General features: G+C 53.2%; 19 protein-coding genes. 4 read left to right on the forward strand and 15 right to left on the reverse strand.

From position 1 onward, the window contains the following. Positions 1-6: 6 nt before the first annotated feature. The 9 genes from csiR to OGV38_RS17010 form a co-directional block, all read right to left on the reverse strand. The gene (csiR, locus tag OGV38_RS16970; RefSeq protein WP_016157292.1) at positions 7-693 is read right to left on the reverse strand and encodes a DNA-binding transcriptional regulator CsiR; all 687 of its coding nucleotides are present in this window, start codon (positions 691-693) and stop codon (positions 7-9) included. A 45-nt stretch (positions 694-738) separates the two neighbouring features. Next, positions 739-2,139 carry a GABA permease gene (gene gabP / locus OGV38_RS16975; RefSeq protein WP_016154136.1) on the reverse strand — a complete coding sequence of 467 codons (1,401 nt, stop codon included), beginning with the start codon at positions 2,137-2,139 and terminating at the stop codon, positions 739-741. Between the two features lie 153 nt (positions 2,140-2,292). Continuing rightward, complete coding sequence (gene gabT / locus OGV38_RS16980; protein WP_269517887.1) at positions 2,293-3,576, reverse strand: 4-aminobutyrate--2-oxoglutarate transaminase; 1,284 nt, start codon at positions 3,574-3,576, stop codon at positions 2,293-2,295. Positions 3,577-3,601: 25 nt separating this feature from the next. After that, complete coding sequence (gabD, locus tag OGV38_RS16985) at positions 3,602-5,050, reverse strand: NADP-dependent succinate-semialdehyde dehydrogenase (RefSeq protein ID WP_016157290.1); 1,449 nt, start codon at positions 5,048-5,050, stop codon at positions 3,602-3,604. A 23-nt stretch (positions 5,051-5,073) separates the two neighbouring features. After that, positions 5,074-6,342: an L-2-hydroxyglutarate dehydrogenase gene (gene lhgD, locus OGV38_RS16990; protein WP_286474119.1), complete on the reverse strand. Its 1,269-nt coding sequence runs from the start codon at positions 6,340-6,342 to the stop codon at positions 5,074-5,076. A gap of 19 nt (positions 6,343-6,361) precedes the next feature. Beyond that, on the reverse strand, positions 6,362-7,339 hold the full coding sequence (glaH, locus tag OGV38_RS16995; protein WP_016154132.1) for a glutarate dioxygenase GlaH: 978 nt from the start codon (positions 7,337-7,339) through the stop codon (positions 6,362-6,364). A gap of 240 nt (positions 7,340-7,579) precedes the next feature. Then, positions 7,580-8,293: an MgtC/SapB family protein gene (locus OGV38_RS17000; protein WP_016157288.1), complete on the reverse strand. Its 714-nt coding sequence runs from the start codon at positions 8,291-8,293 to the stop codon at positions 7,580-7,582. A gap of 31 nt (positions 8,294-8,324) precedes the next feature. Then, positions 8,325-9,560, reverse strand: coding sequence for an MFS transporter (locus OGV38_RS17005; protein WP_016157287.1), 1,236 nt, complete (start codon positions 9,558-9,560; stop codon positions 8,325-8,327). An 11-nt stretch (positions 9,561-9,571) separates the two neighbouring features. Beyond that, positions 9,572-10,396, reverse strand: coding sequence for an MBL fold metallo-hydrolase (locus OGV38_RS17010; RefSeq protein WP_016157286.1), 825 nt, complete (start codon positions 10,394-10,396; stop codon positions 9,572-9,574). 336 nt (positions 10,397-10,732) lie between these two features. On the opposite strand from OGV38_RS17010, the gene OGV38_RS17015 reads away from it, so the two are divergent. Next, positions 10,733-12,907 (forward strand): extracellular solute-binding protein, encoded by a 2,175-nt coding sequence (locus OGV38_RS17015; protein ID WP_016157285.1) that lies wholly within the window; start codon positions 10,733-10,735, stop codon positions 12,905-12,907. 56 nt (positions 12,908-12,963) lie between these two features. On the opposite strand, the gene OGV38_RS17020 is transcribed toward OGV38_RS17015, so the two are convergent. Further along, positions 12,964-13,566 carry a short chain dehydrogenase gene (locus OGV38_RS17020; protein WP_269517879.1) on the reverse strand — a complete coding sequence of 201 codons (603 nt, stop codon included), beginning with the start codon at positions 13,564-13,566 and terminating at the stop codon, positions 12,964-12,966. 98 nt (positions 13,567-13,664) lie between these two features. On the opposite strand from OGV38_RS17020, the gene OGV38_RS17025 reads away from it, so the two are divergent. Further along, positions 13,665-14,555, forward strand: coding sequence for a LysR substrate-binding domain-containing protein (locus tag OGV38_RS17025; protein WP_016157283.1), 891 nt, complete (start codon positions 13,665-13,667; stop codon positions 14,553-14,555). Between the two features lie 43 nt (positions 14,556-14,598). Here OGV38_RS17025 and OGV38_RS17030 read toward each other — a convergent pair whose 3' ends face one another. Genes OGV38_RS17030 through OGV38_RS17040 form a run of 3 tightly spaced genes read right to left on the reverse strand, consistent with a single transcriptional unit; the run spans position 14,599 to position 17,550 of the window. Then, the gene (locus tag OGV38_RS17030) at positions 14,599-16,113 is read right to left on the reverse strand and encodes a tripartite tricarboxylate transporter permease (RefSeq protein WP_016154129.1); all 1,515 of its coding nucleotides are present in this window, start codon (positions 16,111-16,113) and stop codon (positions 14,599-14,601) included. 10 nt (positions 16,114-16,123) lie between these two features. Next, positions 16,124-16,558 (reverse strand): tripartite tricarboxylate transporter TctB family protein, encoded by a 435-nt coding sequence (locus OGV38_RS17035; protein WP_016154128.1) that lies wholly within the window; start codon positions 16,556-16,558, stop codon positions 16,124-16,126. Positions 16,559-16,572: 14 nt separating this feature from the next. Next, positions 16,573-17,550, reverse strand: a complete 978-nt coding sequence (locus OGV38_RS17040) for a Bug family tripartite tricarboxylate transporter substrate binding protein (protein WP_016154127.1) — start codon at positions 17,548-17,550, stop codon at positions 16,573-16,575. A 153-nt stretch (positions 17,551-17,703) separates the two neighbouring features. Between OGV38_RS17040 and tctD the strand changes: the two genes are divergently transcribed. Together tctD and OGV38_RS17050 are read left to right on the forward strand one after the other, a co-directional pair. Next, positions 17,704-18,378, forward strand: coding sequence for a transcriptional regulator TctD (gene tctD, locus OGV38_RS17045; RefSeq protein WP_049043323.1), 675 nt, complete (start codon positions 17,704-17,706; stop codon positions 18,376-18,378). After that, on the forward strand, positions 18,365-19,816 hold the full coding sequence (locus OGV38_RS17050; protein ID WP_286474126.1) for a sensor histidine kinase: 1,452 nt from the start codon (positions 18,365-18,367) through the stop codon (positions 19,814-19,816). Before tctD ends, OGV38_RS17050 begins: the two co-directional genes overlap by 14 nt. On the opposite strand, the gene OGV38_RS17055 is transcribed toward OGV38_RS17050, so the two are convergent. Continuing rightward, complete coding sequence (locus tag OGV38_RS17055; protein WP_269517872.1) at positions 19,809-20,891, reverse strand: fimbrial protein; 1,083 nt, start codon at positions 20,889-20,891, stop codon at positions 19,809-19,811. The genes OGV38_RS17050 and OGV38_RS17055 overlap by 8 nt on opposite strands. A 10-nt stretch (positions 20,892-20,901) precedes the next feature. Next, complete coding sequence (locus OGV38_RS17060; RefSeq protein ID WP_286474131.1) at positions 20,902-23,454, reverse strand: fimbria/pilus outer membrane usher protein; 2,553 nt, start codon at positions 23,452-23,454, stop codon at positions 20,902-20,904. Positions 23,455-23,458: the final 4 nt, after the last annotated feature.

The raw sequence follows: 23,458 nt of genomic DNA on the forward strand, positions 1-23,458 counted from the left end.
TCAGGCTTATTGCGCCAGCAATTTGCCGGACATCGCTTGTTGAATAATCGGAATGGGCGTCAGCAGGTGCTGGCGCATTAATTCGCTGGCACGTGCAGCATCGCGTGCCAGAATTGCTTCGGTCAGCGTTTGGTGCTGATCGTGTTTATCTTCCAACATCTCCACCGACAGCACCGTCTTTCGCAGCCAGATAAACCGGTAGCGCGCCGCCAAATCGAATAGCCGTTCGCGCATTTGCAGCAGATACTGTGAACCGCAGCCAGCGACAATTGCCGAGTGAAAAGCCTGATGGCGCTGATCCCACTCGTCGAGCATCTGTTCACTGGCGTCAACGGCTTCAAGCTTGCCGAGCATATGCGCCCGCGCCAGGATTTCAGCTTCCCAGGCGTCGCCGCCGCGTTCAATGGCCAGCGCGACCAGCATGGCTTCCATATTTGCGCGGGCATCGAAAATATCGAGCAACTCCTGTTCGGACATTGGGGCGACACGATACCCTTTCTGATTGACCACCGTGACCAGCCGCTCGGCAACCAACTGCGAAAGCGCTTCGCGTAACGGTCCCACGCCAAGCTCATAGCGTGAGGTCAGCAGGCTCATACGCAGTTTTTCATCAGGCTGATACACACCGCGGATGATGTCGTTTTTCAGCCAGCGGTATCCATCAATGGCCGTCGGTTGGGGAATGGCGGTCATGGTCTTACTCCTGAACGGTTTTCCCGGCCTGCGCCGGGAAAAGGTTTAATGCGTATTTTGCAACGGTGCTTTTTGCCACGATAGCAGTTTTTTCCAGCGTGACATAATAGGCACGGTGCAAATAATTCCTATGGCTAACAACCCGGTAGAGATAACTTCCAGTTGTTGAGCCGGGCGAAAGAGCATCACCACCAGCACAAAGATAATAAAGGCGATTACCAGCCAGGTAAGCCACGGATAGAGCCACATTTTCAGTTTAATTTCACCGCCTCGCGCCAGCAGGATTTTGCGCATCCGCAGTTGGGAAATTGCAATCACCAGATAAACCAGCAGGGCGATGGCGCCGGAGCTGTCGATCAGGAATTTGAACACCTTGGCCGGGGCGTAATAGTTGACCACCACGGTGAGGAACGCGGCACCCGTAGACAGCAACACCGCCACATAAGGCGTTTTACTCCGGTTCGTTTTACCCATAAAGGCGGGAGCATCGCCACGACGGCTCAGGGAGTAAAGCATACGCGAGGACGTATACAGCGCGGAGTTCAGACAACTGGTTACCGACAGCAATATGACACAGTCCATGATCAGCTTCGCGTGTGGGATATGCAGTAACTCCAGCACCGAGCGATAAGAGCCCACCTCTTTCAGTCCCGGCATGTTCCACGGAATCAGCGCGACGACCACGAAAATAGAGCACAGATAGAAGATGGAGATACGCCAGATAACCGAGTTGGTGGCGCGGACGATGTGCTTATCCGGGGTATCGGACTCGGCGGCGGCGATGGTAACAATCTCTGCGCCCATAAAGGAGAACATGGTGATTAGCATCGCGCTGATCACCGCGCCAAAGCCATTGGGCATGAAGCCGCCCTGATCCCACAGGCGCGAAACTCCGCTGACCTCGGCATAGGGGTAGAAACCGCTAATCGCCACCGCGCCGAGAGTGATAAACGCCAGAATGGCAATCACTTTGCACAGCGCCAGCCAGAACTCGAACTCACCGTAATTTTTGACGCTCAGCAAATTACTGCCGGTTAATGCCAACGTGATAACCAGAGAAAACAGCCAGATAGGAATGCCTGGAACCCAGGAGTGCAGAATGATGGCGGCAATATTCGCTTCCAGCGGGATAACCAACACCCAGAACCACCAGTACAGCCAGCCGATGGTATAACCCGCCCACGGGCCAATGGCCTTATCGGCGTAGGTGGAAAAGGAACCGGTATCCGGGGTGGCAACGGCCATTTCGGCCAGCATGCGCATAATCATCACCACCAGCAATCCGGCGAACAGATAGGCCAGTAATACTGCGGGACCGGCTTCTGCAATCGCCACGCTTGAACCCACAAACAAACTTGCGCCGATAACCCCGGCAATAGACAGCATGGTGACGTGGCGTGATTTCAGCCCGCCCCCTAAATCATGTGATTGTGACACTTGCCCCATCTGTTAAACCTCTCGAAAGTATTTCACTTGGGAGAGCACCCCGGCATTCCCGCGCCGGGGCACGCGTATTTATTGTTATTGACCCTGTCAGCCGGATGGCGGCTCCGCCTTATCCGGCCTGAGGATTGCGTTTTTTATTGGTCGAATGCGGTGTTAACCCTGCTTCGCTTCGGCAAAACACTGAGCGATAATGTCCAGCCCCTGGCGGATTTGGGCATCTTCAATGGTCAGTGGGACAAGAATGCGCAGTACGTTGTAGTAAGGTCCGCAGGAGAGCAGGATCAGCCCTTTATCGCGCGCACGCGCGACGATTTCCGCGGTCAGTTTGGCGTCTGGTTTCATGTGATCGCCGTCTTCAAATAGTTCGATTGCGATCATCGCTCCCAGCCCGCGTACATCGCCAATCTCGCGGTGGGTTTCCGCGATAGCCAGCAGGCCTTCGCGCAGGGTTTGCCCCAGGTCGTTGGCTTTTTGCAGCAGATTTTCCTGTTCGAAAATATTCAGTACCGCCAGGGCGGCGGCACAGGCAATCGGGTTACCGGCATAGGTACCGCCCAGACCGCCCGGTGGGATAGCGTCCATGACTTCGGCGCGCCCGGTCACTCCCGCCAGCGGGAAGCCACCAGCAATAGATTTGGCAAAGGTGGTGAGATCGGGCGCAACGCCCATCTGCTCCATAGCGAACAGCGTACCGGTACGGCCTGCGCCGCTCTGTACTTCATCGGCAATCAGCATGATGCCGTGCTCGTCACAAATGGCGCGCAGACGTTGCATAAAAGCAGGAGAGGCGGCGTAAAAACCACCTTCGCCCTGGACGGGCTCAATCACGATGGCGGCAACGTCTTCCGGAGCGGCATCATTTTTGAAGATACGGTGAATGCTGGCGATAGCATCGTCTTCACTGATGCCGTGCAGCGGGCAAGGATAAAGCGCACGGTACACGTGGCCCGGCATCAACCCCATTCCTGCAGAGTACGGGTTTACTTTCCCGGTCAGCGACAGGGTGTAGTGGGTTCGACCGTGGTAAGCACCGCTGAAGGCGATAGTGCCGGTTCGTTTGGTGGCAGCGCGGGCGATTTTCACCGCGTTTTCCACCGCTTCCGAGCCGGTTGTCACCAGCAGGGTTTTTTTGGCGAAATCGCCCGGCACTTTCTTATTCATGATTTCGCACAGCTCCAGGTACGGCTCATAGGCCAGCACCTGGAAACAGGTATGGGACAGCTTTTTCAACTGTGCTTCTACCGCAGAGACGATCTGCGGGTGCAGGTGGCCGGTGTTCAGCACCGCAATACCGCCAGCAAAATCGAGGAATTCACGGCCTTCAACGTCCCAGACTCGACAGTTTTCTGCACGCTCGGCAAAAATAGGGTGGATTTGTCCTACGCCACGGGGAACGGCGTTGCTGCGACGTTGCATAAGTTCTTTGTTGGTGCTCATCAGGTGTTCTCCAGTATTTATTTTATTAAAGGCCGATGCACATATATTTGATTTCTAAGTAGTCTTCGATGCCGTATTTCGATCCTTCACGGCCAAGACCGGAGGCTTTGATTCCCCCAAACGGGGCGACTTCGTTGGAGATAATGCCGGTGTTAATCCCGACAATGCCGTATTCCAGCGCTTCGCCAACGCGAAAGACGCGGCTCAAATCACGGGCGTAGAAATAGGCGGCCAGACCAAACTCAGTGTCATTAGCCTGAGCGATGACGTCAGCCTCGTCCTTAAACCGGAACAGCGGAGCCAGCGGGCCGAACGTCTCTTCTTTGGCGACCTTCGCGTTGTCAGGCACATCCACCAAAATGGTGGGCTGGAAGAAGTTGCCGCCGAGTGCGTGAGGTTTGCCACCCGCGATAATGCGCGCGCCTTTATCCAGAGCATCGGCGATGTGTTCCTGCACTTTGGCTACCGCTTTCTCGTCGATCAGCGGCCCGGTGGTGACGTCAGGCTGCAGACCATCACCGAGGTGCAGTTTGCTCACTGCCTGCTGGAGTTTTTCGGCAAAACGCTCATACACGCCGTCCTGCACGTACAGGCGGTTGGCGCAGACACAGGTTTGGCCAGCGTTACGGAACTTTGATGCCAGTGCGCCTTCCACGGCTTTATCAAGATCGGCATCGTCAAAGACGATAAACGGCGCATTGCCGCCCAGCTCCAGCGACACTTTTTTGATGTCTTTGGCGCACTGCTGCATTAACTGACGGCCAATTTCGGTTGAGCCGGTAAATGACAGCTTGCGTACCAGCGGGTTGCCAGTCAGCTCGTTGCCGACCGCGCTCGCTGAACCGGTCACCACACTGAAAACGCCTGCCGGGATCCCGGCGCGATTGGCAAGCTCTGCCAGCGCCAGTGCGGAGTAGGGGGTCTGGCTGGCCGGTTTAAGCACCATTGTGCAACCAGCCGCCAGCGCCGGACCGGCTTTGCGGGTAATCATCGCCGCGGGGAAGTTCCACGGCGTAATCGCGGCGGTAACGCCGATCGGCTGTTTGATGACGATTAGGCGTTTGTCGGCCTGGTGGCCGGGGATTGTATCGCCATAGATACGTTTGCCCTCTTCGGCAAACCACTCAATAAAGGAAGCGGCATAGGTGATTTCACCTTTGGCTTCTGCCAGCGGTTTACCCTGTTCCAGGGTCATCAGACGGGCGAGATCGTCCTGATGCTCAATCATCAGGTTGAACCAGCGGCGCAGGATGTTGGCCCGCTCTTTGGCGGTCAGCGCACGCCAGGCGGGCAGAGCGCGGTTAGCGGCGTTAATCGCTTCGCGGGTTTCATCCGCCCCCATTTTCGGTACGCTACCTAATTGCTGACCGTTGGCGGGGTTGGTCACCGCGATGGTCTCGCCGCTGTTGGCGTCACGCCAGTTGCCGTCGATCAGTGCCTGCTGGCGAAATAAGGTTGGATCGTTAAGTTGCATAATTGCGTCCTGTCTAAATCGTTTTAACGGGTGAATGCGGCGTGTAATGTTTCCACGCTACGTGCCGCACACAGCGTGCGTCCGGGATTACTCTGGTTCTCCAGCAGCGCATGAACTTTGCTGACAATATGCGCGCCGATAGGGATCGCCGACGTTGCTGCCGGAGAAGGCGCGTTACAGGTGTGAATTGAGCGTGGCGTGGTGACAAACAGGAAATCGTCGATTAGCTTGCCGTCCGGTGATACAGCCTGTGCCCGCACGCCTGCAGGCCAGGGCTGCAGATCCTTGAGCGTCAGACTCGGGCAGTACTTTTGTACCAGCCGCAGATAACCGCTTTTGCACAGCGAATTCTTCATTTCGCCAAGTCCTGAGCGCAGGTTGTTTTGCAGCACGCGACGAATGCCGGAAGAGCTGAGGATCTCCAGCGTATCGCTGAGCGAGAAGTCGCGTTTACGGTAGCCTTCACGTTTAAATGCCAGTACCGCGTTGGGGCCCACGGTGACGCTGCCGTCAATCATCCGGGTCAGATGAACGCCGAGAAACGGCATCGCCGGGTCGGGGATGGGGTAGATCAGATGGTTGACTATCTGGTTATGTTCTGACGCCAGACGGAAATATTCGCCACGGAACGGACAGATGATAAAGCCGGGTTCAACGCCGAGCATTTTCACTAGTCGGTCCGCCATCAGGCCAGAGCAGCTAATCAGCGTCGCTCCCTCAAATTCCTGACCCTGACGGGTATGTACGACAACGCCCGCAGCGTGCTCTTTTAGCGCGCTGACCTCAGCGTTGTAGATAATCTCACCGCCTTTGGCCTGAAATATCTTCGCCATCGCGGCGGTGACTTCGCGGTAGCTGACGATCCCGCTCGACGGAACAAAAATACCGCCCAGCCCGGTGATGTTGGGTTCACGCTCGCGAAGCTCCTGCGCATTCAGCCATTCGCGCTCAAGGCCGTTAGCGGCGGTGCGATCCCACAGCGCGCGCATGCGCTCCATTTCCAGATCGGAGGTGGCAACCAGCATTTTTCCGCAGACGTCGTAGCGGATGCCGTTTTGGTCGCAAAAGGCTTTTGTGGCGCGATTTCCGGCCAGGCAAAACTGCGCCTTCAGGCTGCCGGGGGTGTAATAGACCCCGGCATGAATTACGCCGCTGTTGTGGCCCGTCTGGTGACAGGCCGGGCCGGACTCTTTTTCCAGCAGCGCGATTCTGGCGTCCGGATAGACATCAATCAGCTGCATGGCGGTCGACATGCCGATAATGCCGCCGCCAATAATCACAAAATCATACATCCGCTTTATTCCTTCGCGCTTACTGATGGGTCTGGTAGTGGTTTGTCGCATAAGCGAAATAACCACGCTGGCGCATCAGTTCGCGGCGCAGGTCAGGATGCGAGGTGAAGCGATCGCGACCGTGCAACCAGAACAGGTTGTTGATTAGCAGGAATTTACCGACTGAAACCGGAACGGAAATAATGGCCTTGCTGGTTTCCAACGCATCGGACAAATCGCTCAGCCAGACGCCTTCTTCATAATCTTTAGGCTGGACGAACTGGTCGATGTAGCGCATCACCGGGCGGCCCTGCTGGTCAACGTCAAACACCGGATGGAACACTTCCTGGCTGACGTTTTTGCTTGGCGGTGCGGCAAAGCGCATGGCGCGACGCGCCAGCGGGTGGGTAAAGTACTGATCCAGATGTTCCCAGTCGTCGAGGTGCAGCAGCAGCGAGTTACCGCCGGTCATGTTCTGCTCGTCAATCTTCATCATCAGCACATAGTCGGTGATTTCTTCGAGGTAGGTTCCGTCGTTATGCAGCTCCATAACACGGTGCGGCTGGCGCAGATAGCTGTCTGAGTTATCAACGTTTTTCACCACAAAACGGGCATAGTATTGACCGCTCATCGCATCAAAATTGGAGCGCCCGATAAGATGCGCTACCGCCGTCGCCAGCTTGACCATCTCTTCAGCCTGTGCCACATCATCTACGCCAACAGCGTTGATCAGCAGTGCGCCTTCGGCACGATCGAGCAACGTTTTCAGCAGCAAAGGCTGCAACTGATTGCCGCACAGGTCGTCGAGGATCTTGCCCACTTTGAAGCGCAGGAAGGATTTATATTCCAGTGCCTGCACTGGCCACTGCGCTACGGCTTTCAGAAATTGCTCAGTGGTCTCAGCGGAAAAAGTCAGCTCCAGCAGGCGTGGGGACTGGGCTGATGGTTTCAACGTGAAACCGCTGTAGTGCTGGGCTGGATCATCAGCGTTCGGTTTTACGGCAGTCAGTGCGTTCATCAAATCGTTCCTCTCAGTAGATTGTCAGGGAGATATGGCGCAGCTCGTTTCGTAGCCATAAATTAAAAATATCTACATTTTTGAAAAACGCGCACAGAATTGGCTTGTTTGTTTATTATTTGTGATCAAAAACAACAATTATTTAACATTATAAAAAGTAAGTATTTAGAGGCTGGATGGATACTGAGTGGCTATTTCAGGGGCGAACCCCCCTGATTTTAAAGAAGAATATAAGGTGTATTAATGTTCAAGTGCGATGGCGCAGACGTGTTCAACATGAGTCAGATCGTGGTATAAGTCGGGCAAGGTCATCTTTTTACGTATTACGATTTTGAGATTAACCTCAATTTTGCCCTTCTTGATATCCCTGATCGTGATGTTTTCAATAATGTTTTTCTGTTGATGAATGCGGGTTATCAGATTTTCGAGAGCGTCGCGTTGATCAAGAATAACCCGCACTTTTACTTTTCCGGGAAACTGGTTTCTGGTCTGTAAGAAAATAATGAATGGGCTTAGTTTGATGGCGAGTAAAAATAAAGCCGTGGCAAAAAAAGCATGAAAATAAAAACCGGCTCCACAGGTGATTCCCACCCCTGCAGATGCCCAGACAATTGCTGCAGTAGTAAGACCAGAGATAGCATCGTCATGTCGGTGCAGAATGACTCCCGCACCGAGAAAACCAACGCCGCTGATAATCTGGGCCGCCAGGCGCATAGGATCGCTACGGATATTCATCGAAATTTCAGCATAGTATTCAGCAGATTGTATTGATACGACAGTTAACACGCAGCTGGCTACGGATAAAATAACGCAGGTTTTGAAGCCGACCGGTTTCCCTTTCGATTCCCTTTCCAGGCCAATAATGCCACCCAGAATAAATGCAATGCTGATTTTGATGATCGTAGTTAAAGGCAACAATCCTTGCTCATTGATGATGGCGGCCAGATTATTCATGCAATTACCTTAATGAGAGAGTCTTTAACGATCAGGAGTTTGCTTTTTTCAATGTGAGGTCCGTTTTGCGTTTGGAAATATCGTCCCGGAAGAAAATCAGGAAGAATACGCTGACCACTGCGGCAACGCCTGCTGAAACTAGCCAGAATGTTTCCCATTGTGGTAACGACTCTGGACCTTGTTCCGTCACGGTGTTATTAAAGATTTGCCCGCATACGGTAGAAGCAAATAGCAGACCAACGCCGTTGGAGACGATAAATCGCAAGCTTTGGGCTTGTGCTTTGATCTCTGGCGCGGCTTTACGGTCAACATAAATGTCGCCCACGGTAAAGAAAAAGTCCCAGCAGAATCCTTGTAACATCAGGCCGATCAGCACAAACATCATGTTGGCATCCAGCGAAGCATTAGCAAATAATAGTGTGCGGATAATCCAGCAAACGGCGCCTAACATTAGAGTTATTTTGAAGCCAGCTTTCAGTAAGAAGAATGACAGCAGGAACATGAAAATGACTTCACAGGCGATGCCAACCTGCATCATTGAAGCGGCGTTATCGAATCCAAGCGCTTTTAAAAAGACCGGGATATAGGCGGAATAAGCCGTTTTGGGGATCATCAGGACAAAAATACTGAGCATCAAAACTGAGAAACTACGGTCTTTGAAGAGCGCCAGAGCGTCCAGACATAACAGATCGCGAAGCGTAAACACGCTTCCTTTTGCTTTCGGTGGGGTGTTTGGCAACGTAAAACAGTACAGGCCGAGAACGACACCTGAGGCCGACGCAATATACCAGGTGATGGTATTTCCAGAATAACCCATTTCACCAATGATAAAGCCGATGACCATAAAGCCAAATGTGCCGAATACACGAATAAATGGGAAGTATTTTACCCCGTTAATGTGGCTGAAACTGATACTGTTAGCCAGCGCAGTTGTAGGATAAAACAGCAGACCAACCAGGAAAATCATGGTCAACGTCATACCTGTGTTGTGTGCCTCAATAAATTGTGGAACAAACAACAGTACACCAGCATTAATTAAATGCAGGATCGCCATGACTTTTTGTGACGAAAAGAAGCGGTCGGCGACCATGCCAATAAATAGCGGGGAAAGAATAGTCGCCAGGCCAAGCAAGGCATAGGATGAGCCAATAATTGTTGCCATACCATAGGTGCTCAATACCAGCCCCATGGTCATATTCCAGGCACCCTGCATGAAATATTGTATGAACATCATAATCAACAGGCGTGGTGTTTTATTAAGGTCCATATTGCATATCCTTATTGATTGATGCTCAGGTTAAGCCCGTCCCAGGCGACAAGAATGTTTTCTTTGTCGCATGCCGCAATGAGATCGTCGTGCAGCAGACCTCCGCTGTGTGAAATATGCGAGACGATAAGTTGGCTATTTTTCTCAAGGCAACCCAGTTCCGCAAGCCTGTCTCTGGCGGCGAAGACTGTTTCCAGACTCATGTGGTTATTAGTACGATTATCACCATTAAAACCGTAGGTGCATTCCAGGACAGCCAGATCGATTTTTTTCCCTTTCAACCACTGCCATGTGAGCTCAGGAAACCAGCCTGAATCATGTCCGTAGAAAATGGACTGACCTTCCTTTTCGATAAACCAGGTATAACAAAGCTCCCACTTGGCATGGTTAGCCAGTAGTGGAGTGATGCGGTATCCGCGAGTTTCAACGGTCACGAAGGGAACCAGACAATGAAAAGCAAATCTTTCAGCGCTGTAGCCCGGTAACACTTGGGCGGCACCGTTAATTGCACGGTCATTACCAAAAATGTGCAACGGATGAGTAATCTCAAATCCGTACCCTTCCATCCGGCTAAAAAGATCGCCGACGTTGAAATGATCGGGGTGAGTATGTGTGAACAATAGCGATCTGATCTCTGTTGCATCCAGGCCATCTCGCAGCAGTTGCTGGCTGAATTCAGGCGCGACGTCAATGAGCAGTTCATCGTCGATAATGGCTGAAGAGTGTGTGCGTAAGTCTTTGCCTTTACGAATGCGGGCTTGCTGGCAGTGCTCACAACGGCAAAAAGGATTGGGGATCCCTTCAGATGCAGCGGTTCCCAGAAAATGAATCTTCATGTTTCCCTCTTAATGACAAATGTGATTGTTGTTTTTTTAAGCACTAATGTAATGAAACGTAATTGGAACGTGTCAATTATGATTCCGGCGTTTTATATGAACAATGATCTTTTGCTTTAGAAGTGATCCTCTTCAAATATTATAAAATTTATATATGTATTTCATCGTGTTAAGAATTTAATGTCATGAGTTTTGTCTATGAATAGCGTCAGGCTTTTATTTTGACATGCTTATAAAATGCACTTTTTAGTTTTGTAACGTTCAAATTCATGTGCTGGAGATAGTTTCCTGATGAGTGCCGTGCTAGCATCAAAGCATCAGGGGAAGGATGTAAAAATGCCAACTATCAAAGACATAGCAAGAATTGCCGGTGTGTCGCATGGGACTGTTTCGAATGTGCTCAATGGCAGAGGGAATGTAAGCGTCGAGAAAATTGAAGCGGTTCAACGTGCAGCCCGAGAAGTTGGCTATCAGTTGAATGCGCAGGCGCAATCGTTGAGAGCCAGCAAAAGTCAGGGAGTGGCATTGATTCTGCCCGACATCAATGCCGAGCAGTATTTTCAACTCTATCGGGGATTGCATCAGGTCTGGCAGCCTTCATTAAGCGAACCGATTGACCTTTACCTGACCAATGATCTGCCCAATCTTGAGCTGGAGATCCTGCAAACGCTGGCGGCAAAGTCTTACCAGGCCATTGTCTCAGTCAGTTGCCTGAATGACAGTCAGCCCTATTACGACTTGCTCAGACTCTCTCCGGAGAATGTTCTGTTTGCCTATCGCCAGCCTGTCGGCGCAGTTTGTTATTTTAGCCTTGATTATGTGACTGCAGGCGAAGAAATAGCGAGAAGGGCGCTGGCACAGCAGCCGGGCCATATTGGCGTTTTCTGTGAACGTCTGGAATTTTCCCACAGCGCGCGCTTCACTCAAGCGATACAGGAAACCTGCCGGGAATTAAGTCCGCTTACAAAGCTGACGATTTTACCTGCACATGCCAGTGAAGCTAACACCGTCGCTTTTGACTTTTTTCGTGGGGCAATTCCCGATCTGTTTATTGTCCAGGACTCTGAGAGAACGCGAGCACTAACGCAAGCAGCCTGGTTTGGTAGCTCCCAGTCCTGCCCGCCGATATTGCAACTGAGTGATAATCTTCCTGCATCTTTCGACGGGATCACAAGCTACCAGATGGATTATGGTCGTTTGGGGACAACTATTGCCTCCAGTATTCGCCAGCCCAAAAGTAAAGAAAAGCATCGTATTCTGACGAATTGCGGTTTTTCCTGGAATGGTCAGTACGTGCCGCCGCCTGAGAAAGAGGCGACGCTGAATATGTTAATTTTACCGAGTCCTTCGACTGATGCGTTGAAGAAACTATTACCCCATTTTTATCGCCAGACCGGTATTAAGGTAAATCTTGCGGTTTATCCCTATGATGAAGTTTTTGAAATTCTCTCCCATCTTCATCTACATCCTTATTACGATTTACTGCGAATCGATATGGCGTGTTTTCCCTGGTTTGCAGAGAAAGCACTATTACCGCTGGAGTCCGTCTCTTCTGAGCTTCCGTTACTGCTGGAACACTTCTCTGAGCAAATTCAACAGCACTTCAGCATAGTAAATGGGACGGCATGGGCAATACCTTTTGATGCCAGTATGCAGCTTCTGTTTTATCGACGAGATCTGTTTGAAGATGCGACGATTAAACGGATGTTTTATGAAGCAACGGGAAAAGAGTTAACGCTTCCAGAGAGCTTTGCGCAATTTGATGAGATAGCGGCTTTCTTTAGTCAATTACATCAGCCAGAAAATAAACAGCGCCCGATGGGAACGGCGGTGACGCTAGGAAGCTCAGGGCTTATCGCTACTGAGTATCTGCTGCGTTACTACGCGCTCGGTGGGCGTTTGGTGCGTGAAGGCGAGCCGGTACAACTCGAGCCTTCACTTGCCACTGCTGCACTCGAACAATATCTACAACAACTTTCTATCGCCGTGAACCTGCCCGGAGAGTGGTGGAGTGACGCGGTAAAACAGTTTGAGCGTGGAAATCTTGCCATGCTGATCATGTATCTCAATTTGTTTAACGATGTGGCGCACACCGCCATAGCTCCCACAATTGGCTATGCGCCCGTTCCGGGGCAACTTCCACAATTGGGTGGCGGCTCCATCGGAATGTCCCGCTACAGTAAAAAGAAAAAACAGGTTGAGCAGTTCTTTCATTGGCTCTATTCCGATGAAATTGCCCGGCATCTGGTTCTGCTGGGAGGGAATAGCGCCTGGTCTGGAATATGTCACGACCAAAACGTTCTCAATCTCTACCCGTGGTTTAATTTATTGAATGAAAAAGGTATGACGGGAATAAGGGAGTCTGAGGGAAGTAAAGGTGAACCTTTCAACCTGCGCCAGGCAGAGATTATTATCGGGCAAGGTGTGACGAATGCGATTAACGGCATTATGGATGTCATCCAGGCCGTGGAATATATCAATGCGCGAATAAGAAACGAAACGGGTGCCTGAAAATAGGCAGCGCCTCGCCTCTTACTGATGACGTAAGAGGCGAGGTAATGCTTTGATCAGTAACCGACTTTATAAATGCGCCCGGTTTGGATGCCTTCCACGCTGCGGCGATAGGCATTGGCAACGGTAGCGGCGGGGACGCTTTCAAAGCCTGGGAAGAAACCATCGTATGCTTCGGCGGATTCACTGAGTACGGTTGGGCTTATCAGGTTTATGCGCTGACCACGACCTAGCTCACAGGCAGCAGCGCGCACAAATCCTTCCAGTCCGGCATTGATCGTTGCCGCATTCGCCCCTTGTGCGATGGGTTCATGGGCGATAATGCCGCTAATTAGCGTAATCGAGCCGCCATCATTGAGGAAATGTTGCCCGGTTAATGCCAGACGTATCTGGCCTAACAGCTTATCCTGTAATCCCTGATTAAAGTCCTCGTCGGTCATTGTCGACAGTGGGCCAAAGAACAGGTTGCCGGTGGCGGAAACGACCGCATCTACCCGACCGACTTTTTCAAACAATGCCCCGACACTCTCCTGCGAGGTGATATCGACCTGGTAATCTCCCCGCGTGCGACCTACGCGGATCACCTCATGTTTACGGCTTAACGTTTCTGTGACTGCGCGCCCCACTGTACCGCTGGCACCAATAATGACGATTTTCATAACCACCTCCAGAATAGTGTGAGCCACTATTCTTTAATGAAAATGAAATCGGATAAACTGGCTATAAGTTAGATGATTGCTAACCAGAGGTTTGTAATATGGATAAGCTGCGCGGCATGGAAACGTTTATCGCCGTGGTGGAGAGCGGAAGCTTTACCTCCGCGGCAACAAGACTCGAGATGTCTGCGGTGATGGTGGGAAAATATATCACCCAACTGGAAGCACAGCTCGGCACGCGTCTGCTGGAGCGCAATACTCGCCGCCAGAGCCTGACCGATGCCGGGCGTGTCTATTTTGAAGAAGCCCGCCGCGTGCTGGAGCAGGTGTCGATAGCCGAGCGTTCGGTAGAGCGTCTGCGGCTGGCCCCTGCGGGGACGCTGCGCATTAGCGCGCCTACTTCTTTTGGCGCTTGCGTTATCTCGCCGCTGGCCGCTGCGTTTTTACAGGCCTGGCCAGAGGTGCGCATTGAGCTGGATCTGACCAACCGGATGGTTGATCTGGTGAATGAAGGCGTCGACCTGGCGATCCGTATTGGCGATATCCATCAGACTGATGTGGTGGCGAAATACCTGTGCCCTTACCGTATGGCGATCTGTGCATCAAAGGATTATCTTGCCCGTCATGGCACGCCCCTTACGCCTGCGGATCTGGTGGATCATCTGTGCCTGTCCCATACCGTGTGGACGGCTCGCAACGAATGGATACTGCCTGGCGTGACGGGCGAAGTCAGATGGAAGCGTGATGCGATCCTGCGCTGTAACGATGGTCATGGCCTGCGTATGGCGGCGGTAGCGGGGGCCGGACTGTTATTGCAACCGGAGGTGCTGCTGGCGCAAGAGCTGGCTACCGGGAAACTGATTCGGATACTGGAAAAGTTTACGCCGCAGCCGCGGCCGATTCATCTACTGTGGCGACAAGATTTGCGTCCGCTGCCCAAGCTGACGCGGTTTGTTGAGCACGTACTCAGTGCCGTTCAGGAATTAAGATGAAAATGCCGGATAAGGCGCGTCAGCGCCGCTATCCGGCGTATTATTAGCTGATATCCACCTGCGGTTTGCTATTACGTTTACGAATCAGGCGTAGCACCGGCGGGACGACGATAACCAGTACCGCCATCACCAGCAGCACTTTCGCCACGCCGCTGGCCCACAGAATATCCATATTACCGTTACTGATAGACAGCGCCCGACGCAGGTTCTGCTCCAGCATTTCCCCCAGAACGAAGCCTAAAATCAACGGCGACATCGGGAAGTGCATTTTGCGCAATATGTAGCCCAGCACGCCGAGGGCAACCATCAGCACCAGATCGAAAGTGGTGCTGTGGACGGCATACACGCCCACCGCGGAGACTGCCGCGATAGCCGGTACCAAAAACCACAAGGGGATGGTTAGCATACGGGTAAACAGGCCGATCAACGGGATGTTCATCACCAGCAGCATCACGTTAGCAATCAGCAGCGCCGCAATCAGCCCCCAAACGATATCCGGCTGTTCGGTGAACATGGCCGGACCCGGGGTGATATTGTACAGCGTCAGCGCGCCCATCATCACCGCCGTGGTGCCGGAGCCCGGTACGCCGAGCGTCAGCATCGGGATAAAGGAGCCACAGGCCGAGGCGTTGTTGGCGGCTTCGGGGGCCGCCACGCCGCGTATATCCCCTTTGCCGAAGCTGTCGCTATTGCCGCTGAGCTTTTTCTCGGTCATATAGGTGATAGCGCTGGCAATGGTTGCGCCCGCGCCGGGCAGGACGCCGACGAAAAAGCCAATCACCGATGAACGCAGGGTTGCGCCAACGCACTGCGCACCTTCTTTGGCGTTAAATAACATGCGGCCCGTTTTACGCACCAGCGTCTGGCCACTGCTGGTATGTTCCAGCATTAACAGTATTTCAGAGACTGAGAACAGTCCAATCACTACCACGATAAACTGCACACCGTCGGAGAGATGAACGCTGTCAAAGGTAAAGCGATAAACCCCGGTATTGGCGTCTACGCCGACGGTCGCAAGGCCGAGACCGATAAGCGCTGCCAGAAATGATTTCAGCGGGTTTTGCGCCATCATGCTGCCAAGGCAGGCAATGGCGAAAACCATTAAGGCAAAGTATTCCGCCGGACCGAAGGCCAGCGACCATTGGGCTAACGCCGGGGCAAACAGAATGATGCCGCCGATAGCGATAAGCGAACCAATGAAAGAGCTGACCGCCGAGATAGAGAGCGCAACGCCGCCGCGGCCTTGCTGCGCCATCGGGTAGCCATCCAGCGCGGTCATAATCGCCGCCGCATCGCCGGGAACATTCAGCAAGATGGAGGAGATACGTCCGCCGTATTCGCAACCTATGTAGACCGTAGCCAGCAGGATCAGCGCAGATTCTGCAGGCAGATGCAAAGCGAAGGCCAGAGGCAGCAGGATCGCCACGCCGTTAATGGGTCCAAGACCAGGCAACAGCCCGACAATGGTACCGACAAAACAGCCAATCAGGGCGATGACCAGGTTTTCCGGCGTCATGGCCACCGCGAAACCCTGAGAAAGATAAATCCAGGTATCCATCGTTTCTCCGTTAACCCAGCCAGGCGCCGAGTGGTAAGGTGACGTCAAGCAGTCGGTCAAAGGCATACCACAGCAGAATGCCGAGTACCGCGCCGGAAATACCCGCAGCCGGAATGGTTGCGCCGAACAGCATGCCAATCACCACGGTGAGAATGGCGGTGGAGATGGGAAAACCGAGCCATTCGAAACCCCAGGCGTACATCAACAGAACAATCACCATCGTCAGCAGCTTTTGCAGCACGTGACGGCGGGGCCAACTGATGGTGTCGGGATGGCGCAACAGCAGCGCCACGGCGCATACCAGCATCAGGCTGATAATGCCAAGCGGAAAGGGACGCGGCCCAACCGGCTCATAGCTGTATTCGCTGGTGATTTGCCAGGCCACGAACAGCCCGGCTATGCAGAGCAACAGCCAGATACCTGCAAAAATACGATCGCTCATCATCTTTGCCTCTGCGCTTATTTCGCCAGACCGAAGGCTTTCGCCTGCTCACGGTAATCCGTGACCTGCTTTTTCACGTATTCGTCGAGCTGCTTACCGCTCATGTTGAATTCAAACAGGCCGCGCAGATCGCGCTGCTTTTTAAACTCATCGGTCTGCTGGAGTTTGTTAAAGGCATCAACCCACCACTGATACTCGGCGTCGCTGACTTTTGGTCCAACGTAGAAACCACGAATGATGGGCCACACGAGGTCATAACCCTGCTCTTTGGCGGTTGGCACGTTAGCTAACTGGCCTGGCAGACGTTGATCAGAGAACACGGCGAGCACGCGGATTTTGTCGCCGCTAAGATAAGGCACCATCTCGCTGAGATCGCCGGAAACCACCTGGACGTGATTCCCCATCAGCGCGGTGACCGGTTCGCCGCCGCCCTCAAAGGCCACATAGCGCATCTTGTGTGGATCGACGTTGGCTTTTTGCGCCAGCAGCGCCGACTTCATCCAGTCCTGACTACCGATAGAGGCGCCTGCGCCAATGACCACGCTGTTAGGATCTTTCTCCATTGCCGTCAGCAGATCTTTCAGCGTTTTCCATGGTGAGTCCTGGCGTACGGCAATCATGCCGTAGTCAGTGCCGACGCTTGCCAGCCAGCGGACATCATCAACGCCGTAGCGACCAAACTTCCCTTGTGACAGGTTCAGCAGCGAGCCGCCGGAGAATGCCACTACGGTACCCGCTTCAGCCGGACGTTGCGCGACGATCGCGTTATAGGCCACGGCGCCAACGCCACCGGGCATGTAGGTAACGCGCATCGGTTTTTCGATAGCACCGGTTTCCATCATGCTCACTTGAATCAACTTACAGGTGAGATCGAAACCACCGCCAGGTTTAGCAGGGGCGATACATTCTGTGCGCGATGGCGCTTGTTCCGCCAGAACAGAGGTACTCATCAGTAAAATGCTTGCAGTAAGGGTACGCAGTAACTGTTTTTTCATTGTTTATCCTCACGCCGGAAAACCGGATTTTCGGGTACGGAAGAAGATTTTTGTGATTATGTGAGCCGATGTGTAGCAGTTCGGTTGCATGATTGTTAAAACATTAACCTTTCAATTCCCTTTCAATGCGGCAGAAACTTTACAGGATGTGATATGCGTCTCTTATTAGCGGAAGATAACCGTGAGTTAGCTCACTGGCTGGAGAAAGCGCTGGTGCAAAACGGTTTTGCCGTCGACTGCGTTTTTGATGGGCTGGCGGCCGACCATCTTTTACAGAGCGAAACGTATGCGCTGGCGGTGCTGGATATCAATATGCCGGGACTGGATGGTCTTGACGTCGTTCAGCGCCTGCGCAAACGCGGGCAGACGCTTCCTGTTCTGCTGCTGACGGCGCGCAGCGCGGTGGCCGATCGGGTGAAAGGATTGAACGTCGGGGCCGATGATTATCTGGCAAAACCGTTTGAAATCGAGGAGCTGGATGCCCGGCTGAGGGCTTTGCTACGCCGCAGCGCGGGGCAGGTGCAGGGCATACAGCAACTGGGCGAACTGGCGTTTCACGATGAGGGCTATTTTCTGTTGCAGGGGCAGCCGCTGGCGCTCACGCCGCGCGAACAGGCATTGCTGACGGTGCTGATGTACCGTCGATTGCGACCGGTTTCGCGTCAGCAGTTGTTTGAACAGGTCTTCAGTCTAAACGATGAGGTCAGCCCCGAAAGCATTGAATTGTACATCCATCGTCTGCGTAAAAAGCTACAGGGAAGCGATGTGCGCATCGCCACGCTACGCGGGCTGGGCTATGTGCTGGAGCGTAGCGATGAAGTGGGTTAAACCCCAATCGTTGTACCTGCAACTGCTGATGTTTCTGGGTTTGCCGCTCATGTTGTTGTGGGGGTTGTCGGCATTTAACAGCTATGTCAGCGCGCTACAGGCGGCGACGCAGGCGTATGACCGGATGCTGCTCTCGTCTGCCAGAACCGTCTCCGAGCGACTGGTGGTGCACAACAAACAGCTGGAAGTGAATGTGCCGTGGGTGGTGCTGGACAGCTTTGAGCTGAATATGAACGACAGGTTGTATTACAAGGTGGTCGACCCGGCGGGGAAGGTTATCTCAGGTTATGACGATTTACCTGCGATGCCGCCTGCGACATCGCGTACGCGGCTTTATCCGGCGCTGGCGTGGTTTTATCACACTGAATATCGCGGGGAGGCAATTCGCGTGGCGCGTCTGCTGCAGCCCGTCAACGAGGGCGGCATTATCGGCATGGCCGAGATTTATGTCGCCGAAACGCTGCAATCGCGACGTTACCTGGCGCGACAGCTGCTGTTTTCCTCGTGGGTTTCGCAAGGGCTGCTGGTGCTGCTCACGCTGGTGCTGGTCGGCTGGCTGCTGCGTCGGGTGTTACGCCCGATGCGCCAGCTGTCATCGCTGATGGTGCGTCGCGAGCCTGGGCTGCTGACGCCGCTGCCGGAGTTGCTGCCGTGGTCGGAAACCCGTCTGTTGATTGTGGCATTCAACCGTTATCTGGACCGACTTCGCGGCCTGATCTCTCGCCAGGAACGCTTCAGCGCGGATGCTTCCCATCAGCTTAAAACGCCGCTGGCGGTGCTAAAAACTCAGGCGGCGGTGGCCCTCGCCAGCCAGCAGCCGCAGCAATGGTATGAGAGTCTGCAAGCCATGAGCTCCACGCTGGACAACACCATTCAACTGACGGAAAGGCTGTTACAGCTGTCGGCTGTGAAGCGCAAAGAGCAAGGAGAAAGGCACTTCTCGCCGGTTAATTTGTATGAGGTGGTGCAAAGCAGTTGTTTCACGCGACTGGCGCAGGCGCGCAGTAAAGGGATCGATCTGGGCTATGAAGGGGAACAGGATGCGGTGTGGATTGAGGGCGATGAAGTCCTGCTTGGCGAACTGTGCGGGAATCTGCTGGATAACGCACTAAAATACACGCCGCCGCATGGTGTGGTAACCGCCCGTCTGCTGCGAAAAGGAGAGGCGGTGGTGCTGGTGGTTGAAGATAGCGGGCCGGGTATCGATGAGCAGATGGTGCACCAGGCGCTGCTACCGTTTCATCGCCTTGATAACGTCGGTAATCTCCCTGGCGCCGGGATAGGCCTGGCGCTGGTCAACGACATTGCTCGTCTGCACCGCACGCACCCTCAGCTATCACGGAGTGAAACATTAGGCGGGTTAAGCGTACGACTGCGGTTTTTATGCCTGGTGCGAGACGCTCAGGACGATCAGCATCGTCCTGCGCCTGTTATTTAAAGGTCACCGTCGCATTGACAGGGATACTAAATGTGCCGGGTTGGGGAGGATTCTTCAGCCAGAACAGGGTTGCCATGAACTCTTTGCGTCGGCTGTCGCTCTGGTTGGTAAACGCGCTGCTGGCAAAATCGATACGGTTGCCGCTGATAATGTCCCCGGAGCCGGGGTGTGCAGCATCCTGGAGCGTAACGCCGATATCTGGTGTACCCTGACCGGTAAAAACTGCGCCGCTGTTGCTCGTGGTGCCGGTAAACGTTACCGCGTAGTTGATGCCGCGACATTCATGCTTCCCGGCGGCTTCTGCGGCAATAACGGCAAACTGTTTACTGTGGCTGTTATCTTTTCCCACTTTTGCTTCGGTAATGCTGATCCTGCCAAACTCGACGGTATCCGTTCCTTTGTCAGAGCTGATAGAGACGATCGGTTCGCAGTTGATATAACTGATGTTATTCAGGCCATTAAGCGCGGGGCCAAAGTTTTTTGCCGGATTGCTGGTGGAGCAATGCGAACCGCAGGCGTTAATGCTGCCAATACCGTCGACAACGAAAACTTTGTTGATGGTGCGACCGGCCAGCGCAGGCAAAGGATCCGGGAGTTTTCCGGTAGCGACCAGACTGAGGTTAAAGGTGAAAGAAAATGTTTGTGGGCGCGCCTGGCAGTCACTGGTATGGCTGTGGTTATTACTCCTGCAGTAGTTGTCTGAACCTGTTCGGGGCAACGTTGCCTGATATTGGGTGGTGACGGCCTGGGCACTTTGATCGTAGGGGCGACCATCAATGCTCACCACCAGTTTCATATTGGTTCCCTGCAGAAAATGCGCAAACTCATGATCAGGGTCGATGTAGATTCTGGCGGCTTCGCCGTGGGGCATATAGTCTGTGTCGCGGCAAGTGACGCTAACGGTTTGTGGATTGGACACCCAAACGGTGTCCCCAGCGGTGGTACTGTGGCTGATTTTAATGGGATCAACGTGTACGGAGACGCTGTTTGCTGTACAGGTAACCGCATAGCTTGCACAACTGAATATCGGCAAACAAAGCAGCACCACGAGTTTAACTATTTTTAACGGATTCATTGATTGCACCTTACGAGCCGACGCACTGGGCGGTAATTTGTGTATATCCGATTTTCTTCACCGGCTGGTTATGGTTATCCGGCATTTGAATAAAGCAGTGTTCATTTGCGTGGGAGCCCCAGCGCACTTCCAGGCGAGAATTGTCCTCCACGCCGCTGGCATACAGTGCGCCATGCATACCGACCAGACCGTGGCTACGACCTTTCGTATCTCGTACGTTCGCGCCGACCGGGGGGGCAATATTGCCGGGCATGACGGCATTGACCAGATAGTTGCGGCCGCTGAAGGTTTCAAACACCACTTTGCCGATGGCTTTCTCTGTTGGAACAATTTTTTTCTGTGCCTGCGGAATATCCAGCCCGGCACCAATATCAGCGGTATTCAGACTCACCACGTTGTAATGCCATGCGTCTGCGGCGGTAAGGACCGCATAGCCGTTACCGTCAATTGCCACGCCATTTTGTTGCTGGATATGGACACCGTCGGCATTTTTGGCCTCGACCAACACCATGGTATCGCCAGGAGAGTGCATGAGCGTCACGCCGCCTGCGTGCAGCATTGCCCCGCCGCTGATGCCCATATTCATATTCTGGTAGTTGCGTCCTGCGCTGTAGCCCCCCTGAACATTCATCTTGTCGCCTTGCCAGGCGGCGTTAACCCCGGCAGAGGAATCCTGTCGATCGGTGGTACTGCCCTGAACGCCCCAGCTCAGACGATCGTCAAATGCTGTATTGCTGTAGCTGGTGGAGTAGCTGTCGCCATTCTGCTGGCTATGCATGATGTTGGTGGAGACAAAGCCGCGGCTATCCATGAAATCGAATGGAATGGAAAGCGTCAGGTTGATACTGCGGTCCTGGTAGTCGTACTGGTTACGGGTATCCTGTACATAAACGCTCCAGTTGATTTTCCCCAGTGTATCGTTGTAACCCAGCTGTATCGTGCGGTCGTGACTCCCGTTGTGCCAGTAGTTTTGCTGGCTGGCGCTGACATAAATAGAGGCGTTATCCCACAAACGCTGGTTAACAGAGACCTCAAAACGTTGGCGGCGATTATTGTAGTTAGTGGTGTAGTAATGCTTTTTGTTGTGCTCTTCGCCAGGAAAACGCAACTGTTGATTCGGGTCGTCATAGGCGATGTCGTAATAGCCCGAGGACCAGCTGTTATGCTCGTTAATGGTGTCGCTAAAGCTGTAATAACCGGAGGTATTATAGCGGTAGCCTACCAGACGGAAATCCGTACCGTACTGGTTCAGCGATTTGGAGTATAAGAAACGGTAACTTTGTCCTGTGGACGTATCTCCACTGGCAAGCTGCGCTCTGGCGGTAGTGATATCGAAAGAGATCGCGCCGAACTGGTGCAGATCCTGAGCGATCCCGGTGGCAATCGCATTATAGCTTTCTGCGGTCAGGAAACCACCGTACAACGTGGAGCCAAAGCTGAGACCATAACTCAATGTGCCTTGAACAAAGCGTGGCCGCCAGCCGCCGCTGTAACCGTCGCGGTATTCCCCTGCCGTAAACTGAAAGCGGTTATTACCTGCACGCAGCATGTTCGGGACCGCCGAATAAGGCACACTGAAATTACGCCGACTGCCATCGGCTTCAATAACGCTGACGTTCAGGTCGCCGCTTTGGTTGCTGGGGTTAATATCGTCGATGTCAAACGCGCCCGGCGCGACGTTTTTGCTGTAAATCAGATAGCCATTTTGACGGATTTCGATTGTGGCATTGCTATTGGCGACGCCGCGAACGACTGGCGCAAAATCGCGTTGGCTATCAGGCAACATGTTTTCATCGCTGGTGAGCTGTGCCCCGGTAAACTGGATGCTGTCAAACACATCGTCGTCCGTATAGGTTTGCCCGAAGCGCAAGCGGCTACGCAGCGCAATAATATTACGTTCCACCCACGTGGAAACCGCCTGCCATTGACGGCCTGAACCGCTGGCATAGTTGAAAGTAGACTGGTTGCGAAAATGCCATCCCGCCAGGTTTATACCGTTGGCAAAACTGGCAAAAACAGAGTCATGATCCTGGCCCTGTTCAATCAGGTGCGTCGTATTGGCGTTGTAGCCGACAAAAGCGGCATTAATCCCATCGTCATAGGCCGATTCAGGCACGGCGTCATGCGCAGTCGAAAGCAGAAACGCTTCCGGCACTGAAATATCAATGCGCTGGTAGTTTGCATCTGCCGTCAGGCGGCTGTTTGCGATCAGAGCCGTGAGCTCCACGCAGGTATCGGCGTTACCTTCAGGGATTTTAATCCCGTATTTGCGCAGATCGTCCGCGCTCAGGCAAGGTTGCGGCTTGCCTTGTGGTTGACGTCTTTTAAAGTCAACATTGCGCGTTTCGACGAAGCTATGGTCTAGATATATATCGTATTCAAACGTGCCTTCGCTAAGTCCGTCATTACGGGCTATTTGCACTACGGAGGTAATATTTTGCGTACCATGTACAAAACGGGTATTAAACTGCGGCGTGCTGCTGGCGTATGCAGGTATGCACACGGCCAGCGTTGACAGCGTAAAGAGGGTGTACCGTTGCGGGTGCTTATTTTTTTTCATCATGTGC

This window comes from Citrobacter sp. Cb080 (genome assembly GCF_030334745.1).
In the GTDB taxonomy this organism is placed as follows: domain Bacteria; phylum Pseudomonadota; class Gammaproteobacteria; order Enterobacterales; family Enterobacteriaceae; genus Citrobacter; species Citrobacter braakii.